This is a genomic window from Hydrogenovibrio halophilus DSM 15072, from assembly GCF_000384235.1.
GTDB lineage: Bacteria > Pseudomonadota > Gammaproteobacteria > Thiomicrospirales > Thiomicrospiraceae > Hydrogenovibrio > Hydrogenovibrio halophilus.
Genome location: NZ_KB913033.1, coordinates 2064259 through 2089007, shown reverse-complemented (window position 1 = coordinate 2089007; position 24749 = coordinate 2064259). Strand labels below are relative to the sequence as shown.

Here is a 24749-nt window from a genome sequence, read left to right as displayed (position 1 = left end):
TAAGACAAAAAAAAGCCGCATAAAACGGCTTCTTTGAAAACGGGCTGGTGTCAAAACCACCAGGCCTGGTGATTGTTACACCTCTTTGATCGAGAGCTTGACGCGTCCCTGCTTGTCAACGTCGATCAGGCGCACTTCGATTTCTTCGCCTTCTTTCAGGTATTCGTTGACGTCTTCGACCCGCTCATCAGCGATTTGCGAAACGTGCACCAGGCCTTCACGACCGGGCATGTAGGACACAAAGGCACCGAAATCGACGATCTTGACCACTTTGGCCGGATAGACTTTGCCGATTTCCGGTTCCGCGGTGATTTCCGCAATTCGGAGCTTGGCCGCTTCGGCCGACGCATCGTCCACCGCCGCGATTTTCACGACGCCGCTGTCGTCGATTTCAATGGTGACGCCGGTTTCTTCGGTGATGGCACGAATGGTCGCGCCGCCTTTGCCGATGATTTCACGGACTTTTTCCGGCTTGACCTTCACATTGAAAAAGCGCGGTGCGGTCGAAGCCACCGACGCATTGGAAGCCTGAATCGCCTTGTCCATTTCCTTGAGAATGTGCAAACGCCCGGATTTGGCCTGATCCAGCGCGATTTCCATGATCTCACGGGTAATGCCGGTGATTTTGATGTCCATCTGCAAGGCGGTCACGCCCTGCTCAGTCCCGGCCACCTTGAAGTCCATGTCGCCCAGGTGATCTTCGTCGCCCAGAATGTCGGACAGAACCGCAAAACCGCTGTCTTCCTTGACCAGCCCCATGGCAATCCCGGCAATCGGAGACGCCACCGGCACCCCGGCGTGCATCAATGACATGGAGGTACCACAGACGGTGGCCATGGAAGAGGAACCGTTGGATTCGGTGATTTCCGAGACCACACGGATGGTGTAGGGAAACTCGTCTTCGGTCGGCAGCAACGCGGCCACGCCACGGCGCGCCAACATGCCATGACCGATTTCACGACGCCCGGGCGTGCCGAATCGTCCGCATTCGCCCACCGAAAACGGAGGGAAGTTGTAATGCAGCATAAAGCGGTCGGAATAGGAGCCGGTCAGCTCGTCCACCAGCTTCGAGTCTTTTTCGGTGCCCAGCGTGGTGACCACCAGCGCCTGGGTTTCACCACGGGTAAACAGCGCCGAACCGTGTACTTTGGGCAGCACGCCCACCTGACAGTCAATCGGTCGGATGGTTTGGGTGTCACGTCCATCAATGCGCGGTTCACCGGCAATGATGCGTCCACGCACAATCGTTTTCTGCAAACGGCCAAAGGCTTTTTCGATGTCACCGGCTTCGAACCCGTCCGGGTTGTCTTCGGAAACGGCCAGGCTTTCCATCAACTTCGCTTTGGCCGCATTCAGTGCGTCATAACGCTGCATTTTGTCGGCAATGGAATAGGCCGCTTCCACATCGGCTTTGGCCTTCGATTCGACCGCGCTCTGCAGATCGGTGTTGTCCGCCGGAGGCGTCCAGTCCCAGGCCGGTTTGCCGGCTTCTTCCTGAAACGCCTTGATCGCCGAAATCGCCACCTGCATCTGCTCATGACCGTACATCACCGCGCCCAGCATCACGTCTTCGGGCAGTTCCGAGGCTTCGGATTCCACCATCAATACCGCGTCAGCGGTCCCGGCCACACTCAGCTCCAGATCGGAGGTCAGCAACTGCTCGTCCGATGGGTTCAGCAGGTAACCGTCGTCTTCGGTGTAGCCCACGACGGCCGCACCGATGGGCCCGGCAAAGGGAATCCCTGAAATCGCCAAAGCGGCTGAGGTGCCCAGCATGGCCGGGACTTCGGTGCCGACTTCCGGGTCCAGAGACACCACGGTGGCAATGACCTGGACTTCGTTCATAAAGCCTTTGGGGAACAGCGGACGGATCGGACGGTCGATCAGGCGCGAAGTCAGGGTTTCCTTTTCCGAAGGACGCCCTTCACGCTTGAGAAAACCGCCGGGAATGCGACCGGCGGCATAGGATTTTTCCTGATACTGCACCATCAGCGGGAAAAAGTCCTGGCCCGCTTTGGGTTCCTTGGCGGCCACAACGGTGACCAGCAACTGGGTGTCGCCCATGGCAACCATCACGGCACCATCGGCCTGGCGGGCAATTTCGCCGGTTTCCAGCCGCACCGTGTGCTGGCCGTATTCAAACGTTTTGGTAATTTTCGACATGGTTCAGGTCCTTGTAAATAATCTGAAGGTGATGCCCGGACCTTTGAAACCTGAATCGGAAAGCGCAATCGACGGCGTCGACATCGCTTTCAGATTCAGGCTTAACTCGGTTTCCTGCCGGATGCATCGGAATTGGCCATTTTAACGTAACTGCTCTGGCCAGAAAAGCATGGAGATGGGGTTCGGTCAAACGGGCACAAAAAAACCCGCGGCCCAGTATGGGCATCGCGGGTTTTCTGGTCGATCGCAAAAGGGGTTACTTACGCAGACCCAGCTTCTTGATCAGAGCAAAATAACGGTCGGCGTTTTTACGGTGCAGGTAATCCAGCAACTTACGACGACGGCCAACCAGGCGCAACAAACCGGTACGTGAATGGTTGTCCTGCTTGTGATCCTTAAAGTGCTCGGTCAGGTAGGTGATGCGGTGTGTCAACAACGCAACCTGAACTTCCGGCGAACCGGTGTCGCCTGACTTCTGGGCGTACTCTTTTACGATGTTCTGTTTGTCTTCGGGTGTCAGCATAATCATTCCTTTTCAATCGGTTTATAAAAAATTTACTTGCTCCGCAACCGATGGCAGAGAAGCGCGTATTATACGCAAACGATTCGGTTTGTCCAGCGGTTTGTGCCGGACGGCAAATCAGTGGCGACCGAAGCCGTGCATGTAGTGCTCAAACTGGGACAGATCGCTGCTGAGCGCCCGAATAAGATGGTCCAGACTGACCACCGCGTTTTCCACCAGATTCACTGCGATATAAGGGTGCTCGACCTTGAGCCGGTCGTACATGGGGCGGGTGATTTCCAGCATAAACACTTCTTTGCTCGCCGCTTTCATCCGCAGCATCCGCGGCTTGCGGTCAAAAAACGACATTTCACCGATCAGATTGCCCGGACTCTGTATCCCGACTTCGGCTTCGTCCTGCCCGTCCGAAGACGAAAACGCCACCCGGCCACTGACAATGAAATACATGGAATCGCCCACATCGCCCATGTCATTGATGATTTCGCCGCGTTTGAAGGTTTTTTCCTGCAAAAAATGCGACATGACTTCCACATCCTGACGGGTCAGAGATTCGCAGATGGCGTTTTTCTGAAAATAGTCAAACAATTGATCGCTGGTCATTTCTTTCATACGAGGGTTCCTTACTGGTCAATTCATCGGGTCGGTCGGCTTTTGTGCGAGAAACCGATTCACTGGGCGACCGTCTGCTAATGGCGCTATTTTATCAGTTATGATACGAAATTCCGCAAAGGTTTGTGCCAACTCGCCCGGTTGCAGAAGATGATTGGGATTTTTAGGGCCACCGTGTTTTTCCGCACCCTGTACAAAGGTTTCAAACAGCAGATAACCGCCCGGACGCAAAGCCTGACGCATTTGCGGCCAGAGCGAGCGATTGAGAAAGCGTACCGCCAGAATCGCATCGTAACCCTTTTGCCAGAAACCGGTCACAGGCCGGGTCACGTCGTCACATCGCCAGTCAATGGGATCGGGCGGCGTGTCCAGCGTTGCGGCCCAGTGGACTTCCAGCGCTCTGGCACGGGTCAGCACCCGCTGTTGCTGTTCCACCGCGGTCACCGACCAGCCATGCGCGGCCAGAAACACGCTGTCCCGACCGCCGCCACAACCCACATCCAAAGCAGAGGGCGCATTCGAGCGGTCAAACGGGGTAAGGGCCTCCTCACACATCTGAACAAACTCGGTCACACTGTGGGAAGGCTGCCACAGTCGTCTGGATTCGGCACTGTTTTTGACCAGGCCTGGTGTGTCGGTTGTCATCAGCCGCGCCCAATCGAACGCGGCATGGATGCGGTAGCCTTTGGCCTGAAGTAATTCGCTGGCCTGGCGCAACGCCACCGGATCGTCCCCGACCAGTTGCAGATCGGCTGGACGCGATGGCAGTTCGTTGAGACGTTGTGGCAAAGACGGCCAGTGCAGATGGGTCGCACCCGGCCAATGCGCGCTGAAATAGGCCTCGCGGCGACGCAAGTCAAGCAAGGGCTGATGCGGTGAGGGTTGATGCGGTGAGGGTTGCTCAGGCTGGGAAGTTATCGACATTTTCGATCCGGTACGGCTTTCCAAAGATGATTCGACGTCGCTCGAACGACAGCGCGCATGGCAAAAACCTGGGCTTACTCGTTCATGTCGCCGAGGGTTGCACCTCTTGCGTCAGCAAGTCCACCTGAACCAGACGTTTGGGCTTGAGCCGGCTTTTTTCCACCTGCCATTCGCCTACGCCGATGAAACGCCCCTGGTCATCGTAAAATCGCACCAGATCGGTTTCGGGCCGGTCGACAGCAAGCTTGCCGCCGCGGAGAATGGTTTGTGTGTCTTCCGCGTTCAGCGCCATGGCAGGCAAATGACCCAGCGGGGTGTCCATCGGCAATAGCGTTGCTTCGGGGTCGGCTTCAATCGTTTCCAGCGTGTGCATGTTTTCGGCGGTCAAAGCGCCGCTCTGGGTGCGATGCAGGCCGATCAAATGCCCGACTGTGCCCAGTTCTTTGGCAATGTCCTCGCCCAGAGTGCGGACGTAGGTGCCTTTGCTGCAGAGCACTTCAAAGCGGATCTGATCGGCGTCAATGCCTTTCAGCACAATCCGATCCAGAGTGATTTCCCGGGGTGGGCGCTCAATCTCAATGCCCTGACGGGCGTATTCGTACAAAGGACGTCCCTGATGCTTCAGGGCCGAGTACATGGGAGGAATCTGGAGCGAGGTACCCAGAAAGGTATTGAGCACGCCCACCACGGTTTCGGTGGTCAGTTCCGGCACCGGAGCGGTTTCGGTCGGCTGACCGTTGCAATCCCCGGAATCGGTGGCCTGCCCGAGTTGGAGGGTGGCGATGTAACCCTTTTTGGCGTTGAGCAGAAAACCGGAAAACTTGGTGGCTTCGCCCAGACAGATCGGCAGCAGGCCAGTGGCAAATGGGTCCAGCGCACCGGTGTGACCGCCTTTTTTGGCGGAAAACAGACGTTTGACCTGCTGCAGAACGGCATTGGAGGTGATGCCGGCCGGTTTATCGACCAACACCACTCCATGCACATGACGACGAGACCTTTCAGACATAGTTCTCCAGAATGATCAAAAGTCCGCGAAACCCAAAAACAACCAGGCCTGGTGAAAACCGACCCGACACCCGCTTGACTGACGGTTCGCTATGAACCGCCGTGCAGGGCTTTTTGAATCAGCGCTTCAATGTGACTGGCGTTTTCGGCCACGGTGTCATAGAAAAACCGTACCTCTGGCGTCAGACGCAATTTCATGCGCTTGCCGATTTCGGAGCGGAAAAACCCTTTGGCTTTTTCCAGGGCCTTTTCAGCCTCCTGCGCCGCCGGTTCGTCCTGATTGACTCCGATCAAGGTGTAATACACCGTGACAATCGCCAGATCCCGCGAGACTTTGCATTCGGTCAGGGTCACCTGTTGCAGACGCGGGTCCTTGGTTTCCTGAGTCAGGATTTGACTGAGGGTCTTGCGGATTTCACCCGCGACCCGTTGCGGACGATTGACGCCCTGCTGCGCTTGCTTCATGCTCAATCCAGTGTCCGTTTGACTTCGACACGCTCATAGACTTCGATCTGGTCACCGACTTTGACATCGTTGTAGTCTTTGACGCCGATACCGCACTCGATGCCCTGACGCACTTCCATCACGTCGTCCTTGTAACGTCGCAGGGATTCCAGCGCACCTTCGTAGATCACCACGTTGTCGCGCAATACCCGGATCGGATTGTTGCGCTTGACCACGCCTTCGGTGACCATACACCCGGCGATCATGCCGATTTTCGGTGCCTTGAACACATCACGCACATCGGCCACGCCCACAATGTCTTCACGGAATTCCGGTGCCATTTTGCCTTCGATGGCGCGTTTGACTTCGTCCACAATTTCGTAGATGACGCTGTAATACTTGAGGAAAATGCCCTCGTTCTCGATCACGCGCTTGGCCTTGGCGTCCGCACGGACGTTGAAGCCGAAGATCAGAGCGTCGGAGGCCAGTGCCAGGTTGGCATCGGTCTCGGAAATGCCGCCCACACCGGACGAAATCACCGATACCTTGACTTCGTCGGTGGACAGTTTCACAAGCGCGTCGACAATGGCTTCGATCGAGCCCTGCACGTCGGCTTTGAGAATGATGTTCACATTCTGCACTTCGCCTTCTTCCATCCGGTTGAACATGTTGTCCAACTTGGATTTCTGCTGACGGGCAATCTTCTTCTCTTTGTGTTTGCTCTGACGGAACATGGCGACTTCACGCGCTTTACGCTCGCTTTCCACCGTGATCATGTCGTCACCGGCCACCGGCACGCCGGACAGACCCAGAATTTCTACCGGCATGGATGGTCCAGCGTCCTTAACCTGCTGACCCGTTTCGTTGGTCAGCGCACGGACCCGGCCGTATTCCATGCCACAGAGGGCGATGTCGCCTTTTTTCAGGGTACCGGCCTGAACCAGTACCGTGGCCACTGGCCCACGCCCTTTGTCCAGACGCGATTCCACCACCACGCCTTTGGCCGGGCCGTCAACCGGTGCTTCCAGTTCCAGAATTTCCGACTGCAACAGAACCGCATCCAGCAAGGCATCGATGCCGTCACCGGTTTTGGCCGAGACGGGCACAAACTGCACGTCCCCGCCCCAGTCTTCCGGCACCACTTCTTCGCTGACCAGTTCCTGTTTGACCCGGTCCGGGTTGGCGCCTTCCTTGTCCATTTTGTTGATGGCCACGACCATGCCCAATCCAGCGGCCTTGGCGTGCTGAATCGCTTCTTTGGTCTGAGGCATCACACCGTCGTCGGCGGCGACCACGATGATGACCACATCGGTCACTTTGGCCCCACGGGCACGCATCGCCGTAAAGGCTTCGTGACCCGGGGTATCGATAAAGGTCACACCACCGTGGCCGGTTTCGACATGGTAGGCCCCGATATGCTGAGTGATCCCGCCGGATTCGCCGTGAGCCACTTTGGCTTTACGGATGTGATCCAGCAGAGAGGTTTTACCGTGGTCAACGTGGCCCATAATGGTCACCACTGGTGAACGGGTCACGGTTTCGCCTTCGTGCTCCTGGTTGACGACGTCGTCTTCCAGCTGGTTTTCGTTCACCAGCACCGGCTTGTGACCCATTTCTTCCACCACCAGTTCGGCGGTTTCCTGATCCAGCACCTGGTTGATGGTGACCATGTTGCCCATCGACATCATCAGTTTGATGACTTCGGCGGCCTTGACCGCCATTTTGTCGGCCAGATCGGAGACCTTGATGGTTTCGCCCAGCGGCACTTCGCGCACTTGTTTCTCGACCGGTTTCTGGAAACCGTGCTCGTTGTCATGATGCGCTTTTTTGTGCATGCCTTTGTGACGACGACGGCCACGTGGACGATCGTCATCCAGCGCCAGATTCTTGCGGCCCTGTTTCTGTTTGGGTTGCGGCTTGCCTTTTTTGCCCTTGGGCTCTTCCACTTCGGTTTTGCCGGTCTTTTTCTTGTCCTTGTTGCGCTTGTCAGCGGCATCAGAGGCTTTGGGCTGAGCGGCTTCTTCGGCTTTGGCCATGGCCGCAGCGGCTTCTTCCGGCGTTGGCTCTTTGGCTTTGCGCGGTTTTGGGTTTTTCTGGTAGGCCGCGGCCTGGGCTTGAATGGACTGAGGTCCGGCCGTGGTCGGATTGGCGTCGGCGTGCGACGCTTCCTGACGGTTCATCGGCTTCTCATCCACCAGTTCCGGCTGGGCGTCTTCCGGTTTCTTGACGAAAGTCCGTTTTTTACGGACTTCGACATTGACCGTGCGCTTGCTTCCGCCAGACGACACGTTCATTTTCTTGACCTGCTTGCGCTTGAGGGTCACTTTTTCCGGTGCCTCGACGCTGCCACCCTTGCGACTTTTCACATGGTTCAACAAGGTCATTTTTTCCTTGTCCGACAAAGAATCATCCGCGGTTTTTCCGGACACCCCTGCTTCTTCGAGCTGAGCCAACAGTTTCTCTGGCGATACTTTCAGTGTTTCAGCAAATTGCTTGATTGATACTTGAGACATACGCTGGTGTCCTCCTACATTATTCGAACCAGGGAGCGCGGGCTTTCATAATCAGCTCACTCGCGGCCTCGGCATCCATTTCGACTATTTCCAATAACTCATCCACACCCAGCTCAGCCAGGTCTTCCTGTGTGATGACGCCTTGACCTGCCAGCTGCTGTGCCAGCTCATCGGTCATGCCTTCGAGGTTTTTCAGGTCTTCCGCCGGCTCGGCCTCTCCAGCCTCTTCGCCGACGATCGCCTGAGTCAACAACGCATCCTGGGCCCGACTTTTCAATTCCGAAACCAACTCTTCGTCAAAGCCATCGATTTCCAGCATTTCTTCGGACGGAATGTATGCCACCTCGTCCAGATTGGTGAAGCCTTCGTCCACCAGCACTTCGGCCAGTTCTTCGTCCACTTCCAAAGCGTTGACGAACAGAGTCTTCAACGTTTCCGATTCGGTTTCGTGTTTTTCAGCCATGTCCGATTCGGTCATGACGTTCAATTCCCAACCGGTCAATTCGGTGGCCAGGCGGATGTTCTGCCCGTTTTTGCCGATGGCCTGGGACAACTGCTCGTCATCCACCGCCAGATCCATGGTATGGCGGTCTTCGTCCACCATAATGGACGTGACTTCGGCCGGTGCCATTGCATTGATCACAAACTGGGCGTCGTTGGCGTCCCAAAGCACAATGTCAATGCGCTCGCCGTGGAGTTCGTTGGTCACCGCCTGAACCCGGCCACCGCGCATGCCCACACAGGCCCCGATCGGGTCCAGTCGTGGGTCATTGGCGCGGACCGCCACTTTGGCGCGCAGCCCAACATCCCGTGCCGCACTCATGATGTCGATCAGATCGTCACCGATTTCCGGCACTTCGATCTTGAACAATTCAATCAGCATTTCTTTACAGGCACGTGACATCACGATCTGAGGGCCACGGGTTTTGTAGGACACTTCCTGCACATAGGCCCGAACCCGCTCACCCATTTTGAAACTTTCGCGATTGATCAGTGCGCTGCGCGGGATGATGGCATCGACGTTATCGCCAAGGTCCAGAATCACATCGCCACGGTCCATACGCTTGACCTGACCGGTCAGAATCTCGCCCACGCGTCGTTCGTAGTCTTCCACGATTTTTTTGCGCTCGGCTTCACGGACTTTCTGGATGATCACCTGTTTGGCGGTCTGGGCACCAATGCGGCCAAATTCAATCGACTCAATCGGTTCCTCAATAAACTGCCCGGGTTCAATGTGCGGTTCAATGTCCACCGCGTCCATGTGGCGCAGATACCAGCCGACGTGGTCTTCGATCGCCACGTCGTCCTCGATCACTTCCCAGCGACGGAACGTATCGTAATCGCCGGTTTCACGGTCAATGGCCACTCGCACATCGATTTCATCATCGTGGCTTTTGCGCGTGGCGGTGGCCAGCGCGGCCTCAATGGCGTCAAAAATGATTTCCTCGTCCACGCCCTTTTCATTGGACATGATTTCAACGACGGCTAAAACTTCCTTACTCATTATCGCATCCTCAAAACGGGAACCGACATCCGGGTCGATTCGTTCATACCTTAATCTGTGAATCCAGGGAACCTTTCATGACCAGACTGGCTGTCAGAAAATCGGTACCACATTGGCCTTGTCAATCATCTCAAACGGAATGTCATAGGCCTCGTTATCCACTTCCACCACGATGCCCTGCTCGTTCACTTCCGTCATTTTGCCTTTGAAACGCTTGCGCCCCAGAATCTCACCCGAGGCCCGCACCTGAACGGTTTCACCCTGATAGGCTGCAAACTGCGCCGGCTGAAACAGCGGGCGATCCATGCCGGGAGACGAAATCTCCAGCATGTACGCACTCTGGATCGGGTCTTCCACATCCAGCAATGCGCTGATCTGGTGACTGACCTGACCGCAGTCGCTGACATTGACGCCTTCGTCACCGGGACGGTCAATGTATATGCGCAACGTCGATTGCTTGCCGGCCGGAATGTATTCCAGCCCCCAAAGTTCGAACCCCAGCATTTCAATGGTGGGGGTGACCAGTTCGGTCATTTTCTGTTCCAGTGACACCTTTCTCCCTCGGATTGCGGTTTTATCGGCTCTGAAAAACAAAAAACCCCGTAAAAACGGGGTTTTTAAACAAAAGCCACGTCTGATGCATCGGTGACGATGCCATCATTTAAGTAACGTGACTTAGAATGATTTAAAAAACTGACGCGATTATAGTCACGAAGGCTGGAGCTGTCAAGCCTGACCTGTTGCTTCCATCGGCTCCGGGCGCCAACCGATCTCCCCGCACATCGTCAGCAGGACAAAAGTTTAGCAAACCCCTGACCGCCACTTCAAGCCACCTGCGTCAAATCACGCGTCAGGTGGTCGAACTGCGGGTTGCCGAAGTGTGCTTGGTTTCCTGCAGGTGGCGCAATTTGACATACATCATCGCCGTCATCAACGCATCGTTAAACGCATCGTGCTGTCCCAGTCCCGGCAATTCCAACCTCGTGCGAATGCCCTGAAAACTCAGGTCAAACACTTCGTGTTCGGGCTGAAACCAGGGCTGGTAAAACAGGTCGCTGTAAAGTTCGGCAATGTCGGTCTGCGTGTTGGGCAGAGGAATCCCCAGAAGCGGTTTGATCAGCCGATTGACCATGGCCACATCAAATTCCAGATAGTAGCCAATCAGCGGGCGACTGCCGATGAATTGGAGAAAACGTCGGGCGGCCTCCTGCGGTGCCAGCCCTTCGGACAAATCCATGTTACGTAGCCGATGGATCACGATGCTGTCGCCTTCCACCGTCTGCTGCGGCTGAAATGTCAGATTCAGGCTCTCGCTGGTCAGAATGTCAGCGCCCCGGATTTTGATCGCGCTCAGGGAAATGATGCTGTCGCGCTTCGGGTCCAGCCCGGTAGTCTCGCAATCAAAGCAAACCACCGCGTCGTCCTCGGGCGGTTCAAACAGAAAGCCATACTCCGGGTCCTTGAGCCGCTTTTTTAACCAGGCCTGGTAAAATCGCTGCCACATGGTCAATAGCTTTCCAATTTGAAGTGTTGCTCGATCACTTTTTTGAACTGATTGACCACACCAAACGCTTCTTTAAGCAGGTCCTGCTGAAAATGGGTCAGTTCGTCGGTTTCAATGCGGTTGTCCACGGTTTTGCCATGCGCGCCTTTTTGCAGCATCGACTGCAGGCGCAGGGTGTTGAGAAAGTTCAGTGTTTCCCCCAGTTCAATCCCGAAGTCCTCGCTGAAGACGTTCAAATCCATCAGCTTGCGGATGCGCCAGTGGGTGTTGGTCGGTTCGATTTCCTGCTCCAGCGCCAGACAGCGGATGCCATGCACAATCGGAAAAATGCCGCCTTTTTTGATGTCGATGCTGTGGCCCGCGTCCTTTTGGGTAATCAGACGCCCGAACAGACCAATCGGGGTGTCAAACTGGGACACGCTCAGCGCAAAATGCGGCAGAAACATCTGCCGTTTGCGAACCTGCGCCCACAAATCGTCTTTCAGCCGATCCAGCGGAGCGGTATCGCCCTTGACCACCTGAGCATCAAACAGAATGGCCAACGCCATAAACCCTTCCTGGTCGGGCTGTTCAAACCATTTATCCAACTGTGCCCGCCACTGCTGTTCGCTCAGACACCACTGGGGATTGGAAAGCATGATGTTGCCCGGACACGGCGGAAAGCCGATCTCAATCAGCTTCCGATTATATTGCTGACAAAACGCCATCAGACCATCCATTGGCTGGTCATCCGGGTAAATCACCGCATTGTCCTGATCGGTGCGCACGACCTGTTCCGAACGACCTTCGCTGCCCATCACCAGATAGGTGACCTGATCAAAACGCTTTTCCGTGTCCAGCAAGTCCCAGAGCTTGGCTTGCAATTTCCGGTGCAACTCGTTGACGAGTTTGGCAATGTAATGGGTTTTGACCCCTTTGTTGCTGAGCCCGGCCACCAGTTGGTCGATCTGACCCGCCACCTTTTTTAAATCGTCCAGATTCTCGGCGCGTTCAAGCGTGAGCATCACCAGACCGGACTGATTGGCAAACAGACTCATCAATTCCTTCTGATGCAGGATGCCACGCAAGGCCTGACCGTCACGCACCACCAGCCGGTCGATGCCAAAACGGGTCATTTTCAGCAGCGCATTGAACAGAAAATCGCTCTGATCAATCGTAATCACCGGAAAAGTGGCCAACTCTCCGACCGGACTCTGCAGATCAAAATTTTCCAGGGCCAGCCCACGTAACAAATCCGATGAGGTCACAATCCCGATCTGACCTTGATGATGGACCACACAGGCGTCGCTCTGAGCCGAGTGCATGTTTTCGACACAGGTTTTGAGTCCGGTCTCGCCATCCACTTCAATCAACGCGTGCAAAGGCGCAATACTGACCGCGTCCATCATCGCTTCACTGGAAGACTCTTCCTGCAACTGCTGATGAAACTGACTCAGTTTCTGGGTAATGTCATGAAAGTAAAACGCCTCAAACGCCTGACTGCTTTGCAGTAACTGCTCAAACACCGAAAACGGCAGGCGGTAGGCCACCGTTTCCTCCAATGCGTGATAGGTCAACTGAGCATTGCGGTCCAGCAGATTGGCCGCACCAAAGGCCGCATGCACGCCATAAAGCCCGCATTGTGCCGTGTCGTCATCGGCATGGCACTCAGAGACCCGGCCTTTGATCACCAGATAGAGATAGGCCGATTCGTAGCGATCCAGCGGGATCGTGGCGTCCTTTGGAAAATACACCACATCCAATGCGTCGGCGGCTTTTGCCCGTTGTTCATCGCTCAAACGGTCAAACGGCAACACCTGATTCAAATAGGCCAGGGTATCGTCATCGGCCATAGTCATCTCCTTGTCGTTTTGGTGTCCGCATTTCCGAAAACGGTTTCATGAAACGCCCACACCAAAAAAACAAAAAAAGGGGCCCGAAAGCCCCTTTTATCGATCGATCAATCATTCATCCAAACGGACACGCTTATTTGCCGTGCGCCTGCTGCATGAATTCTTCGGTGCGACCTCGGTCACTGGTCATCATCGCGACCACAACCGTGACCACAATCGCCAGCGGCACCGAGAACAGCGCCGGGTTCACCAATACCGGGATACCCGCCACGTCGCTCAAGCCGAAGAAACGGGCAAAGGTCAGGATCAGTGACGCGACCAGGCCTACGGCCATACCGATGACGACGGCCTGACTGGTCAGACCTTTCCACCAGACCGCAAACACCAGTGCCGGAGCAAAGGTGGACGCAGCAATGCCGAAACACATCGCAACCAGCATGGCCACGTTCTGTTCACGCAACCACAGTGACATCAGAATCGCCATCACGGCCAGCACACCGGCGCCCAGCTTGGCAAAACGCACACGCTGTTCATCGGAGCTGCCCGGGTTGATCACACCCGCGTACAAGTCATGCGACAAACTGGTGGTCGCGGCCATCAACAGACCGGCTGAGGTACTTAGCATTGCAGCCATGGCACCGGCGGCAATCACGCCCAGCAGAATCTGCCCGCCAATCATGTCGCCCAGCATCGGCATGGTCATGTTTTTGGCCACACCGGCTTTGCCGTCGGCCAGCAGAGCAACCAGTTCCGGATACAATGCATACATGGCAATCACACCAACGAAGAAGATGCTGCCGTAGAAAATCGCCAGACCCCAAATGGTGATCTCAGCCGACTTACGCGCACTCTTGGCGTTGGAAACGGTATAGAAACGGATCAGAATGTGCGGCAGACCCAACACCCCCAGGAACAAAGCCAATACCAGACTGGCGTTGTCCATCAGGCTGCGCAGTTGCACACCCGGAGTGATCGCACTGGCCGCATCCGGCATAATGCCACGCACGATGTCGACAGCCTGGCCACTTTCGGCCGTGGTCATGCCTGCAATCGCACTGACCGCTTCCGGTGAACCGGCGGCCAAGTGTGGTGGCACCATTTCCTTGCCGTGGGTCACAATTTCAATTGGGTTGCCGCCAAACAGCAGGATGGTGCCAAACACCAGCAGGAACAGCATGGCCACAAACAGAATCGCGCCCTGTACAGCCTGGTTGTAACTGGTGCCCTTCATGCCGCCCATGATCACGAAAACCGCCATCAGCAGACCGGCCACCAGCACCGTCAGGGTGTAAGGCAGATCCAGCAGCAGGCTGAACAGATGCCCGGCACCCACCATTTGCGGGATCAGGTACATGACCGCCAGCGTCACGGTGGACAACATCGCCACAATACGAATATTGCGCTCGGCGCTGTCATAGCGTGAAATCAGCACGTCGGCCACGGTGAATTTGCCCACGTTCTTCAAAGGTCCGGCGATGATCAGCAGCACCACAATCCAGGCCGCAAAAAAGCCGATTGCCAGCCACCAGCCATCGATCCCCATCAGGGCAACCGCACCGGCCACACCGAGGAAACTGGCCGCACTGGCATAGTCACCAAACATGGCCATGCCGTTGACTCGAGGCGAAATGCCGCCACCGGCCACATAAAAATTGGCGGTCGAACGGGTCGAACGCCGGTGATAATAACTGATAAATAACGACAGAGCGATCCCCAGGATCACCACAATCAAAGCGGTTAGGTTTTCCATGTTTTCATTGCTCCTCGGTCATTTTGTTCAAATACAAACGGGTAATGACCACTCCGGAGATAATGATCACCAAACCGCCCCAAATCGCCAAAGGCAAGCCCAATACTTCGGCCGCAGCAATGTCTTTAAAGGTGGCTGACGTCATCAACGCCACCCCAAAATACAGCACGGTGTAAATGGCCAGCATAATCATCGCAAATCGTGTCGCGCTCATTTCACACCTCCTTCATGCCGGGGTCGGCTTGGCACACAACCGCCTACGCTGGCGGCCGCAGTTTTCAGATATTGGCTGGAATACATCCAATCCTCCTCTCATCGTTAGCAAAAAGCCCTTCAAAGGGCTCTATTTAGAAACCAACCGGCCCGGTTTTTACCAGGCCTGGTTAATTTGGAACATGGTAGACAATTTTATGCCGATTGCGTATTAATTATTTATGGGACTGCATAAACTCATCTAGAATGCTTGGGTCTTCCAACGTAGACACATCGGAATGAATCTCTTCGTCCTTGGCAATGGAGCGCAGCAGGCGGCGCATGATTTTGCCGGAACGGGTTTTGGGCAGGTTGCTGCCAAAACGGATGTCATCAGGCTTGGCAATGGGGCCGATTTCCTTGGCCACGTGATTGCGCAGCTCCTGAACCAACTCCTGACGGGCTTCGCCTTCCTGGGGAATGTCCATGTCGAGGACCGCAAACGCAAACACCGATTCGCCTTTGACATCGTGCGGCTTGCCAACCACAGCGGCTTCGGCGATGTGCGAATGCGACACCAGTGCCGATTCGATTTCCATGGTCCCCAGACGGTGACCGGACACATTGAGCACATCGTCAATGCGCCCCATGATCCAGAAATTGCCATCCTCGTCCAGGTGCGCGCTGTCGCCCACCACATAATATTTGTTATCAAACATCGCAAAGTAGGTATCGACAAAGCGCTGATCGTCGCCCCAGATGGTGCGCAGCATCGACGGCCAAGGCTTGCGGATCACCAGATAACCACCCTCGCCATGCGTCAGCTCCACTCCGGCTTCGTCCACAATGTGCGCATCAATGCCCGGCAAAGGCTTGGTGCAGGAGCCGGGTTTGAGATCGGTCACGCCCGGCAGAGGTGCGATCATATTGGCACCGGTTTCGGTCTGCCACCAGGTGTCCACAATCGGGCATTCTCCGCGACCGATCACATCGTGGTACCACATCCAGGCTTCGGGGTTGATGGGTTCGCCCACCGTGCCCAGCAGGCGCAGGCGGCTCAGATCATATTGCTCTGGCAGATCCTTGCCGAATTTCATTAAGGCGCGGATCGCCGTCGGTGCGGTGTAGAACACCGAGACACCGTGGTCCTGACACACCTGCCAGAAACGTCCGGCATCCGGATAGGTGGGCACGCCTTCGAACATCACCTGGGTGGCGCCCACTGACAAAGGACCATAAGCCACATAGGTGTGACCGGTGATCCAGCCCACATCGGCGGTACACCAGAAAACGTCGTCGTCTTTCAGGTCAAACACCCATTCATTGGTAATGTGGGCGTTGAGCAGATAACCAGCGGTGCTGTGCTGAATGCCCTTGGGCTTGCCGGTGGAACCGGAGGTGTACAACAAAAACAGGGGGTGCTCGGAATCGACCATCACCGGATCGTGGTAGTTGCTCATGCCGGCCACCGCATCGTGCCAGGTGATGTCCCGGTCGGCTTTCATCGGCACCTGGGTGTCGGTGCGCTCATACACAATCACTTTGCGCACCGAATCGCCGCCTTTTTCCAGCGCGTCGTCGACCGCTTTCTTCAAAGGCAGTTCCTTGCCGCCACGCACACTGGCATTGGCGGTGATCACCATGCGGGCGTTGGCGTCTTCGATCCGGTCGCGCAAGGCTTCGGCGGAAAAGCCGCCAAACACCACCGAATGCACCGCGCCGATGCGGGCACAGGCCTGCATTGCAAACACGGCTTGAGGAATCATGGGCATGTAGATCACCACGCGATCGCCTTTTTCAATGCCTTGAGCGGTCAGGGCATTGGCAAAACGGGAAACCTGGTCATGCAGTTCCTTGTAAGTGTATTGGTCTACGTGGCCGTCATCGGTTTCAAAGATGATGGCCAGTTTGTCTTCTTTCTCGGCCAGATGACGGTCGATGCAGTTATAGGATGCATTAAGTTCGCCATCGGCAAACCATTTGTAAAACGGCGGGTTGCTGTCATCCAGACCCTGAGTAAAGGGCTTGGCCCAGTCCAGTTTTTCCTTTGCCAGATCGCACCAGAAGCCTTCGTAATCTTCATCGGCTTTCTTTTTCAGCGCCTGATAGGTCGCTTCGTCCACATTGGCCTGCTGTTTGAAGGCTTCTGTGGGTTTGAATACCCGTTCTTCTTTCAGGATGGATTCGATATTGTTCGACATGGAGGTCTCCTGTTTTGCGTTTCTGGAATGGGAAAAAACCAACTCTAAAATCAAATGGTCTAACGAAAAACCAATCAAACGAAAAGCCGGCCCATAAATGGGCACTATTCTAATGGTTAAACTGACGCATTAGGAATAAAATTCTTTTATTTGATGACCACTTTCGGCTGCCAGCCACTGGCATCCAGCCATTCGATCAGGGCGTCATCAGGGGCATAACGCCCCTGCGACTTCAGTTGCACCCAGGCCTGGTCATTTTCATAGTCGATCACCACCGGCAAACCGCGGCTCTGCTCAGTGTCGTCTTCCCGCTGATAATGCGCCAGCACGGTCGCCAGTTCGTGCACCGTTTGCCCGGTCAGAGGCATGGACGGCTGGATCTTAATGCCTTTGGCGCGTTCCTGCCTTGACTCGGCCAGGGTGACCACCTGCTCGGCGTCAATTTTGATGCCCCCGTTGAAGGTGTCTTCGCTGACTTCGCCATGAATCATCACCACCGCGTCCGGCACCAGAATGTCCCGGCAGGCTTCAAACACATTGGGACGCAGCACCACTTCCACCCGCGCGGTCTGGTCGTCGATGGCGGCAAAGCCCATACGACTGCCGGAGCGGGTGACCTTGCTGCGGGCCACGACCACCAGACCGGCGACCCAGACTTTTTTCCATTTTTCGGGACGCAGGGACTTGAGGTCCTGATCCACCAGATCGGCCAGCTCTTTGCGATAGATTTCAATGGGGTGGCCAGTCATGTACAGCCCCAGGGTGTCCTTTTCGCCTTTCAGGCGCGCCTTTTGCGACATTTCGACCACGGAAACCAGTTCGTCGGCGTTTTCCGCTTCAAACGACAGGGCATCGCCAAACAAATCACTTTGACCGGCTTCTTCGTCTTTTTGTTTCTGTTCGGCTTTCTGCAGCGCATTCGGCACCGTCTCCAGCATGGCCTGACGATTGTCATGCAGACCATCCAGTGCGCCACTCAAAATCAAAGCCTCCAGCACCCGCCGATTGAGTTTGCGGTTGGAGCGGGCGCACAGATCAAACAGACCCGTGTAGGGACCATTGGCCTCGCGCTCGGCGATCACGCCTTCCAGCGCCGCTTCGCCCACGCCCTTGATCGCGCCCAGTCCATAACGGACCGTCATTTCACCGCGCACGGCCTTGAAATGGATTTCACCCAGGTTGATGTCCGGCTGCATGACTTCGATGCCCATGGCCTGACATTCGTTGACCATGTGCACAACCTTGTCGGTGTTGTCCATGTCGGAGGAAATCTGCGCGGCCATGAATTCGGCCGGATAATGCTTTTTGAGCCAGGCCGATTGATACGAGACCAACGCGTAGGCGGCGGAGTGTGATTTGTTGAAGCCGTAGCCGGCAAACTTTTCCACCAGATCGAAAATTTTCATGGCCAGATCGCCATCGATGCCGTTGGCTTCGGCCCCTTCCTTGAACACCGAGCGCTGCTTGGCCATTTCCTCTGGCTTTTTCTTGCCCATCGCCCGACGCAGCATGTCCGCTTTGCCCAGCGAGTAGCCCGCCAGTACCTGCGCAATCTGCATCACCTGCTCCTGATACAGAATCACCCCGTAAGTGGGTTCCAGAATGGGTTTGAGCAGTTCGTGCTGATAATTGGGGTCGGGGTAGGCGACTTTTTCCTTGCCGTGTTTCCGGTTGATAAAGTTGTCCACCATGCCCGATTCCAGCGGCCCCGGACGGAACAGGGCCACCAGAGCGATGATGTCTTCGAAGCAGTCGGGTTTGAGACGCACGATCAGGTTCTGCATGCCCGACGATTCCAACTGAAACACGCCGGTGGTTTTGCCGGTTTTGATCATATCGAAGGTGGGCTGGTCGGTCATGGGAATGGCGTTGATGTCGACAAAGCCTTCGTCGCCGGGTTGCTTGCCTTCGTTGATGAAATGCAGGGCCCAGTCGATGATGGTCAGGGTACGCAGGCCCAAAAAGTCAAATTTGACCAGGCCTGCTGTTTCCACATCGTTTTTGTCCAGCTGCGTCATCACTCCGGTGCCGTCCGGCTCGGACAGCAACGGACAGAACTGGTCCAGCGGCTTGGGCCCGATCACCACGCCCCCGGCGTGTTTGCCGGTGTTGCGCACCGTGCCTTCCAGCTTCAGGGCCAAGTCCAGCAGGGTTCGGACGTCTTCGTCCTGCTGATAGCGGTTCTGCAGGTCTTTTTCCTGATCCAGCGCGGCCTGAAGCTTGATCCCCAGATCGTTGGGCACCATTTTGGCAATGCTGTCGACCATGCCGTAACTGTGCCCCAGCACCCGACCCACATCGCGAATAACCGCCTTGGCGGCCATGGTGCCGAAGGTCACAATCTGCGACACATGGTCCTGTCCGTATTGACGGGCCACATACTCGATCACCTCATCGCGGCGCTCCATACAGAAGTCGACGTCGAAGTCGGGCATGGAAACCCGTTCCGGGTTGAGGAAACGTTCAAACAGCAGGTCGTACTGCAATGGGTCCAGATCGGTGATTTTCAGCGCATACGCGACCAGAGAACCGGCCCCGGAGCCGCGCCCTGGCCCGACCGGCACGCCATGATCCTTGCCCCACTGAATGAAGTCGGCAACGATAAAGAAATAGCCGGGAAAGCCCATCTGCAAAATGATATCGAGTTCGAACTTGAGGCGTTCGTCATAGGGCTTGCGCCGCTCAGCCAGCGCCTCGGGCGTCAAATCCGGGAACAGAAACGCCAGACGTTCGTCCAAGCCTTTGCGGGACTCGGCGATGAAATATTCGTCCATGGTCATGCCTTCCGGAACCGGAAAATCCGGCAGGAAGTAGGTGTCAAGCGTCAGGGTGACCGTACAGCGCCGGGCGATTTCCACCGTATTTTCAATCGCTTCAGGAATGTCGGCAAACAGCTGTTGCATTTCCTCACTGGTGCGGAAATACTGCTCATCGGAATAGCGGTTTGAACGGTTGGGGTCTTCCAGCACCACCCCTTCGTTGATACAGACCCGGACTTCGTGCGCATCAAAATCCTCGGACCGGGCAAAACGCACGTCGTTGGTGGCCACCACCGGCAGATCGTAACGCTGGGCCGCTTCCAGCGCGGAGGCAATGTAAACGTCTTGCCCCGGGCGACCCGTTCGCACCAGCTCCAGATAAAACCGGTCCGGAAAAGTTTGCTGCCACCACTGCAGACGCTTGGCCATCAGATGGGGTTTCTGCGCCATGATCGCCCGCCCCACATCCCCGTGCTGGTGCCCGGACAACACGATCAGGCCTTCGTTGTAACGCCCCAGCCAGTCCTGCGACACCACGGCCACCTCGTCATGCTCGACCAGCTTCTGGTTTTTGAGCCAGGCCAGCGAAATCAGGTGCGACAGATTGAGGTAGCCCTGATTGTTCTGACAGAGACAGGTGATCCGAAAGGGGTCGTCTTCGCCGTTTTCCACCCACAGATCGGCACCGATCAGGGGCTTGACCCCCGCGGCCTGGGCCGCAGAATAAAACTTGACCAATGCAAACATGTTCATCTGATCGGTCAGGGCCAATGCGGGCTGCCCGTCCTCCGCCGCCAGAGAAATGGCCTCTTTGACACGCAAGGTGGCGTCCACAATCGAATACTCGGAATGGGTATGCAGGTGTACAAATGGCGCCATGCGTGGGTCGTCCTTTCAAATCGTGCGCATCGACCGGCTTTCAATGGCTTCTTGATCTGGATCAAGCCGCCGCTCGAAGCAAACGGGCGAACTGGTTTAGAATAAAGCACATTCTATGCGATTCCATGCAACTTGAACAGACAACGCCGCCACTGACCGAGCTTAAACTGTATGCACACAAAACCTCTCAGCGCGCCTTTTTGGCTTGATCCGCACCCGGTGGCTTTTCCGCCAACCCATCTGGCCCTGAACGAACCCGACGGCCTGCTCGCGATTGGCGGCGACCTGACCAGTGAATGGCTGCTCAGCGCCTACCAGAAAGGGATTTTTCCCTGGTATGCCCACGATGACCCGATTTTATGGTGGACCCCCAATCCCCGATCGGTCCTGTTTACCGATGCGATCCACCTTAGCAAGTCCTTGCGCAAACGCCTGCGCCAACAGCGTTACCGGGTCACCTTCGATCAAGACTTCACACAGGTCATGAGCGCGTGTGCCCACACCCCACGGCCCGATCAGGACGGCACCTGGATTCTGCCGGAAATGATCCAGGCCTATGAACGGCTGTTTCAACAGGGGCATGCCCATTCGGTCGAAGTCTGGGAGCAGGAGAAACTGGTCGGCGGCCTTTATGGCGTGGCCATCGGGAGCATGTTCTACGGGGAGTCCATGTTCAGCCGCCACAATGATGCGTCCAAAATGGCACTGGTGGCATTGTGCACCCAATTGCGCCAATGGGGCTTTCGCCTGATCGACACCCAGGTCGCCACCGATCATCTGCAACGTCTGGGCGCCAGACTGGTCAGCCGCGAACATTTCGAAACCCTGCTGGACGAGCAGATTCATCAGTCTGGCCCGACCGACTGGCAACTGGCCGAAGGCTGGGAAAAGCAGGCCCTGACCTTTGCCGAGGCGCATTCGGCTGCCCCGTCATCATGACGTCCATTTTATCTATTTGAATTTATAGTAGAAAGCGTCTATAATTCCGCTTTTCGTAAAATCAGGGGCGAACGCTAAAGTCTATGTCTAAGCAAGATGTGATTGAATTTGAAGGGGAAGTGCTTGAAACCCTTCCAAATACCATGTTTAAAGTCCGATTGGAAAATGGCCATGAAATTCTGGCCCACATTTCCGGACGCATGCGCAAAAACTACATTCGGATTCTGGCCGGTGACAAGGTCAAGGTGGAATTGACGCCTTACGATCTGACCAAAGGTCGCATCACCTACCGAGGCAAATAAGCCGCCGCGAGTCTGAACCCCCCTGCAAAAAACCGCTGACAGCCTGAACCCGCTTTGAACTGCGAGAATCAGGCCCAGCGGTTTTTTTATGTCCGCGTCCTATGCAGCAGTCAGACTTCCGCTTCTGCCCGAACCGACAAAGCCAGAGAAGAACCTTCTGCATCAATCACCAGGGTCTCACCCGCTCTGACGGCGTCTTTCAGCAGCAAATCCGCCAGCGGTTTCTTGATTTTTTCCTGCACCAGTCGACGCATGGGCCGAGCGCCCATAATCGGATCATAGCCCTCTTTCGCCAGCCAGTCACGGGCAGACGGAGTCAGGGTCAAGCCAATTTTGCGATTGGACAAGGTGGTTTCCAGCTCGTAAACGAATTTGTCGACCACCTTGTGCATGACCTGTGAAGACAGGCGATGAAACTGCACCACGGCATCCAGTCGGTTGCGGAATTCCGGTGTGAACACCTTTTTCAACTCGCTGTCGATGTCCAGCGTGTGATCCTGTTCGGTGAAACCGATGCTGGTTCGACTCGCCATTTCCGCGCCCGCATTGGAGGTCATGACCAGCACCACATTGCGAAAGTCGGCCTTGCGCCCATTGTTGTCGGTCAGGGTGCCATGGTCCATGACCTGCAGCAACAGATTGAACACATCCGGGTGCGCCTTTTCAATTTCGTCCAGCAACACCACCGAATGCGGGTGCTTGTTGACCGCTTCGGTCAACAGACCGCCCTGATCAAAGCCCACATATCCCGGCGGTGCCCCGATCAGACGCGATACCGAATGGCGTTCCATGTATTCCGACATGTCATAGCGCAACAGTTCAATGCCCAGATGTTCGGCCAACTGCCGGGTCAATTCGGTCTTGCCCACCCCGGTCGGCCCCGCAAACAGAAAGGCCCCGGTCGGACGATTGCCTTCCTGCAAGCCGGAACGCGACAGCTTGATCGCCGTGGCGACCTGGTGCACCGCCTCGTCCTGGCCAAACACCACGCGTTTCAGGTTGGCTTCCAGATCCAGTACCGCTTCTTTTTCTTTCTGCGAGATCTGCGCCACCGGAATCCGGGCCATGTGCGCCACAATCTGCTGGATTTCGGCGACCGAAATCTGCTTTTTGCGCTTGGATTTGGGGCGTAGGGCCTGCTTGGCTCCGGCTTCGTCGATCACATCAATCGCCTTGTCCGGCAAATGGCGTTCATTGATGTAGCGCGCCGACAATTCCACGGCGGATTTCAAGGCCGGCAAGGTGTACTTCACCTGATGGTGGCTTTCAAATTTGGATTTCAGGCCTTTCAGAATCTCATAAGCCTCGTTCTGGGTCGGCTCGGCCACATCGATTTTCTGAAAACGCCGAGCCAGTGCCCGGTCTTTTTCAAAAATACCACGGTACTCTTCGTAGGTGGTGGCACCGATGCAATGCAACCGACCATTGGCCAGCGCTGGTTTCATCAGATTGGACGCATCCAGCGCCCCACCCTGAACGGCCCCGGCTCCGATGATGGTATGAATTTCATCAATGAACAGAATCGCATTTTCGTTCTGTTCCAGCGCTTTGAGCAAGGCCTTGAAACGCTTTTCAAAATCCCCGCGGTAGCGGGTACCGGCCAGCAATGCGCCCATGTCCAGGCTGTAAACCTGAGCCGAGGCCAAACGCTCCGGTACCAGCTGATGCTCCACTTTCCAGGCGAGGCCCTCGGCCACGGCGGTTTTGCCGACGCCCGGTTCCCCCACCAGCAGCGGGTTGTTTTTGCGCCGTCGGCTCAACACCTCCAGCGTCCGCATCAACTCCCAGTCGCGCCCGATGATCGGGTCAATGCGACCGGCCTGGACTTCGGCATTCAGATGGGTAGTGTACTGCGCCACCGGATCCGATTCGGCCTCGGCCTCACCGCCTTCGGTTTGCGAAGGTGCGGCGTCATGGTCGTCGGACAGAAAATCTTCCTGCTGTTGCGCGGTCACGCCATGGGAAATATAGCTGAGCACGTCCACCCGTTCCACACCGTGCGACATCAGAATGAAAACCGCCTGGGAATCCTGTTCGGAAAACAGGGATCCCAGCACATGCAGGCCGGTCACTTCCTTGTAACCATTGCTCTGCACCAGGTATATCGCCCGTTCGATCACTCGCTGAAACGCCATGGTGGGCAACAACTCCTCCGTGTCCGGGTGCCGGACCGGAGCGGCCTGGTCGGTTTCCAGATATTCCTCCAACGCCAGTTCAATCGGTTGAACCTGCGCACCGCAGGCCATCACGGCCTCTCGCACCAGAGGCAATCCCAACAATTCCAGCAACAAATGCTCCAGGGTAACGTATTCGTGCTCGTACTCATTGGCCAGACTGAAGGCGTTACTCAGGGTCAACTGCAATTCTTTACTCAACATTCAGGCCACCTCCAGATCGCATTCCAACGGGTGTTGATGTTCCCGCGCATAATGTTTTACCTGCGTCACTTTCATTTCTGCCACCTCTCTGGAATAAACGCCACATGTGGCTTTTCCCTGTGTGTGCACCGTCATCATGATGCTTTGTGCTTTCTGACTGTCGATTTGAAAAAAGCGCATCAAAACGTCCACCACAAACTCCATGGGGGTGAAATCGTCATTCAACAAGACCACCTTGTAACGTTTCGGCGGTTTGACTTTGGCCCGGACCGGCTCCAGAACAGCGCCACCATCCTGCTGTGCGTGTCGACTCATTCAGAAACCCTAT

19 protein-coding genes are annotated in these 24749 nt (G+C 55.9%); 2 read left to right on the top strand and 17 right to left on the bottom strand.

What is annotated here, in order from left to right:
- Nucleotides 1–75 precede the first annotated feature (75 nt).
- The 15 genes from pnp to dnaE form a co-directional block, all read right to left on the bottom strand.
- Nucleotides 76–2163, bottom strand: a complete 2088-nt coding sequence (gene pnp / locus A377_RS0110045) for a polyribonucleotide nucleotidyltransferase (RefSeq protein ID WP_019896234.1) — start codon at nt 2161–2163, stop codon at nt 76–78.
- 256 nt (nt 2164–2419) lie between these two features.
- Nucleotides 2420–2686, bottom strand: a complete 267-nt coding sequence (gene rpsO, locus A377_RS0110040) for a 30S ribosomal protein S15 (RefSeq protein ID WP_019896232.1) — start codon at nt 2684–2686, stop codon at nt 2420–2422.
- Nucleotides 2687–2803: 117 nt separating this feature from the next.
- Nucleotides 2804–3295 carry a Crp/Fnr family transcriptional regulator gene (locus A377_RS0110035; RefSeq protein ID WP_019896231.1) on the bottom strand — a complete coding sequence of 164 codons (492 nt, stop codon included), beginning with the start codon at nt 3293–3295 and terminating at the stop codon, nt 2804–2806.
- A gap of 18 nt (nt 3296–3313) precedes the next feature.
- The gene (locus A377_RS12425) at nt 3314–4219 is read right to left on the bottom strand and encodes a methyltransferase domain-containing protein (protein WP_083919147.1); all 906 of its coding nucleotides are present in this window, start codon (nt 4217–4219) and stop codon (nt 3314–3316) included.
- Nucleotides 4220–4301: 82 nt separating this feature from the next.
- Nucleotides 4302–5225: a tRNA pseudouridine(55) synthase TruB gene (truB, locus tag A377_RS0110025; protein ID WP_028485462.1), complete on the bottom strand. Its 924-nt coding sequence runs from the start codon at nt 5223–5225 to the stop codon at nt 4302–4304.
- Nucleotides 5226–5314: 89 nt separating this feature from the next.
- Nucleotides 5315–5689: a 30S ribosome-binding factor RbfA gene (gene rbfA / locus A377_RS0110020; protein WP_019896227.1), complete on the bottom strand. Its 375-nt coding sequence runs from the start codon at nt 5687–5689 to the stop codon at nt 5315–5317.
- A gap of 2 nt (nt 5690–5691) precedes the next feature.
- A complete protein-coding gene (gene infB / locus A377_RS0110015) occupies nt 5692–8181 on the bottom strand; it encodes a translation initiation factor IF-2 (protein WP_019896226.1) in 2490 nt (829 codons plus the stop codon).
- 19 nt (nt 8182–8200) lie between these two features.
- Nucleotides 8201–9685 (bottom strand): transcription termination factor NusA, encoded by a 1485-nt coding sequence (gene nusA, locus A377_RS0110010; protein ID WP_028485460.1) that lies wholly within the window; start codon nt 9683–9685, stop codon nt 8201–8203.
- 93 nt (nt 9686–9778) lie between these two features.
- The gene (rimP, locus tag A377_RS0110005; protein ID WP_019896224.1) at nt 9779–10237 is read right to left on the bottom strand and encodes a ribosome maturation factor RimP; all 459 of its coding nucleotides are present in this window, start codon (nt 10235–10237) and stop codon (nt 9779–9781) included.
- A gap of 298 nt (nt 10238–10535) precedes the next feature.
- Complete coding sequence (locus A377_RS12420) at nt 10536–11189, bottom strand: 3'-5' exonuclease (protein ID WP_019896221.1); 654 nt, start codon at nt 11187–11189, stop codon at nt 10536–10538.
- Between the two features lie 2 nt (nt 11190–11191).
- Nucleotides 11192–13021 carry a putative nucleotidyltransferase substrate binding domain-containing protein gene (locus A377_RS0109995; protein WP_019896220.1) on the bottom strand — a complete coding sequence of 610 codons (1830 nt, stop codon included), beginning with the start codon at nt 13019–13021 and terminating at the stop codon, nt 11192–11194.
- Nucleotides 13022–13154: 133 nt separating this feature from the next.
- On the bottom strand, nt 13155–14771 hold the full coding sequence (locus A377_RS0109990) for a sodium/solute symporter (protein WP_019896219.1): 1617 nt from the start codon (nt 14769–14771) through the stop codon (nt 13155–13157).
- A 4-nt stretch (nt 14772–14775) separates the two neighbouring features.
- Nucleotides 14776–14985: a DUF485 domain-containing protein gene (locus A377_RS0109985; RefSeq protein WP_157760824.1), complete on the bottom strand. Its 210-nt coding sequence runs from the start codon at nt 14983–14985 to the stop codon at nt 14776–14778.
- 214 nt (nt 14986–15199) lie between these two features.
- Nucleotides 15200–17164 carry an acetate--CoA ligase gene (gene acs / locus A377_RS0109975; protein WP_019896213.1) on the bottom strand — a complete coding sequence of 655 codons (1965 nt, stop codon included), beginning with the start codon at nt 17162–17164 and terminating at the stop codon, nt 15200–15202.
- A gap of 146 nt (nt 17165–17310) precedes the next feature.
- Entirely contained in the window at nt 17311–20802 is a 3492-nt protein-coding gene (gene dnaE, locus A377_RS0109965) for a DNA polymerase III subunit alpha (RefSeq protein WP_019896211.1), read from the bottom strand.
- Between the two features lie 171 nt (nt 20803–20973).
- Here dnaE and aat point away from each other — a divergent pair, with 171 nt between their 5' ends.
- Together aat and infA are read left to right on the top strand one after the other, a co-directional pair.
- The gene (aat, locus tag A377_RS12415; RefSeq protein WP_019896210.1) at nt 20974–21741 is read left to right on the top strand and encodes a leucyl/phenylalanyl-tRNA--protein transferase; all 768 of its coding nucleotides are present in this window, start codon (nt 20974–20976) and stop codon (nt 21739–21741) included.
- 83 nt (nt 21742–21824) lie between these two features.
- On the top strand, nt 21825–22043 hold the full coding sequence (infA, locus tag A377_RS0109955) for a translation initiation factor IF-1 (RefSeq protein WP_019896209.1): 219 nt from the start codon (nt 21825–21827) through the stop codon (nt 22041–22043).
- A gap of 110 nt (nt 22044–22153) precedes the next feature.
- Here infA and clpA read toward each other — a convergent pair whose 3' ends face one another.
- Together clpA and clpS are read right to left on the bottom strand one after the other, a co-directional pair.
- Nucleotides 22154–24421 carry an ATP-dependent Clp protease ATP-binding subunit ClpA gene (gene clpA / locus A377_RS0109950; protein WP_019896208.1) on the bottom strand — a complete coding sequence of 756 codons (2268 nt, stop codon included), beginning with the start codon at nt 24419–24421 and terminating at the stop codon, nt 22154–22156.
- Nucleotides 24422–24736 carry an ATP-dependent Clp protease adapter ClpS gene (gene clpS / locus A377_RS0109945; protein ID WP_019896207.1) on the bottom strand — a complete coding sequence of 105 codons (315 nt, stop codon included), beginning with the start codon at nt 24734–24736 and terminating at the stop codon, nt 24422–24424.
- Between the last annotated feature and the right edge of the window lie 13 nt (nt 24737–24749).

Excerpts from the sequence above, each read along its gene's own strand:
- pnp (WP_019896234.1), bottom strand. The coding sequence starts at position 2,163 with ATGTCGAAAATTACCAAAACGTTTGAATACGGCCAGCACACGGTGCGG.
- rpsO (WP_019896232.1), bottom strand. The coding sequence starts at position 2,686 with ATGCTGACACCCGAAGACAAACAGAACATCGTAAAAGAGTACGCCCAG.
- A377_RS0110035 (WP_019896231.1), bottom strand. The coding sequence starts at position 3,295 with ATGAAAGAAATGACCAGCGATCAATTGTTTGACTATTTTCAGAAAAAC.
- A377_RS12425 (WP_083919147.1), bottom strand. The coding sequence starts at position 4,219 with ATGTCGATAACTTCCCAGCCTGAGCAACCCTCACCGCATCAACCCTCA.
- truB (WP_028485462.1), bottom strand. The coding sequence starts at position 5,225 with ATGTCTGAAAGGTCTCGTCGTCATGTGCATGGAGTGGTGTTGGTCGAT.
- rbfA (WP_019896227.1), bottom strand. The coding sequence starts at position 5,689 with ATGAAGCAAGCGCAGCAGGGCGTCAATCGTCCGCAACGGGTCGCGGGT.
- infB (WP_019896226.1), bottom strand. The coding sequence starts at position 8,181 with ATGTCTCAAGTATCAATCAAGCAATTTGCTGAAACACTGAAAGTATCG.
- nusA (WP_028485460.1), bottom strand. The coding sequence starts at position 9,685 with ATGAGTAAGGAAGTTTTAGCCGTCGTTGAAATCATGTCCAATGAAAAG.
- A377_RS12420 (WP_019896221.1), bottom strand. The coding sequence starts at position 11,189 with ATGTGGCAGCGATTTTACCAGGCCTGGTTAAAAAAGCGGCTCAAGGAC.
- A377_RS0109995 (WP_019896220.1), bottom strand. The coding sequence starts at position 13,021 with ATGGCCGATGACGATACCCTGGCCTATTTGAATCAGGTGTTGCCGTTT.
- A377_RS0109990 (WP_019896219.1), bottom strand. The coding sequence starts at position 14,771 with ATGGAAAACCTAACCGCTTTGATTGTGGTGATCCTGGGGATCGCTCTG.
- A377_RS0109985 (WP_157760824.1), bottom strand. The coding sequence starts at position 14,985 with ATGAGCGCGACACGATTTGCGATGATTATGCTGGCCATTTACACCGTG.
- acs (WP_019896213.1), bottom strand. The coding sequence starts at position 17,164 with ATGTCGAACAATATCGAATCCATCCTGAAAGAAGAACGGGTATTCAAA.
- dnaE (WP_019896211.1), bottom strand. The coding sequence starts at position 20,802 with ATGGCGCCATTTGTACACCTGCATACCCATTCCGAGTATTCGATTGTG.
- aat (WP_019896210.1), top strand. The coding sequence starts at position 20,974 with ATGCACACAAAACCTCTCAGCGCGCCTTTTTGGCTTGATCCGCACCCG.
- infA (WP_019896209.1), top strand. The coding sequence starts at position 21,825 with ATGTCTAAGCAAGATGTGATTGAATTTGAAGGGGAAGTGCTTGAAACC.
- clpA (WP_019896208.1), bottom strand. The coding sequence starts at position 24,421 with ATGTTGAGTAAAGAATTGCAGTTGACCCTGAGTAACGCCTTCAGTCTG.
- clpS (WP_019896207.1), bottom strand. The coding sequence starts at position 24,736 with ATGAGTCGACACGCACAGCAGGATGGTGGCGCTGTTCTGGAGCCGGTC.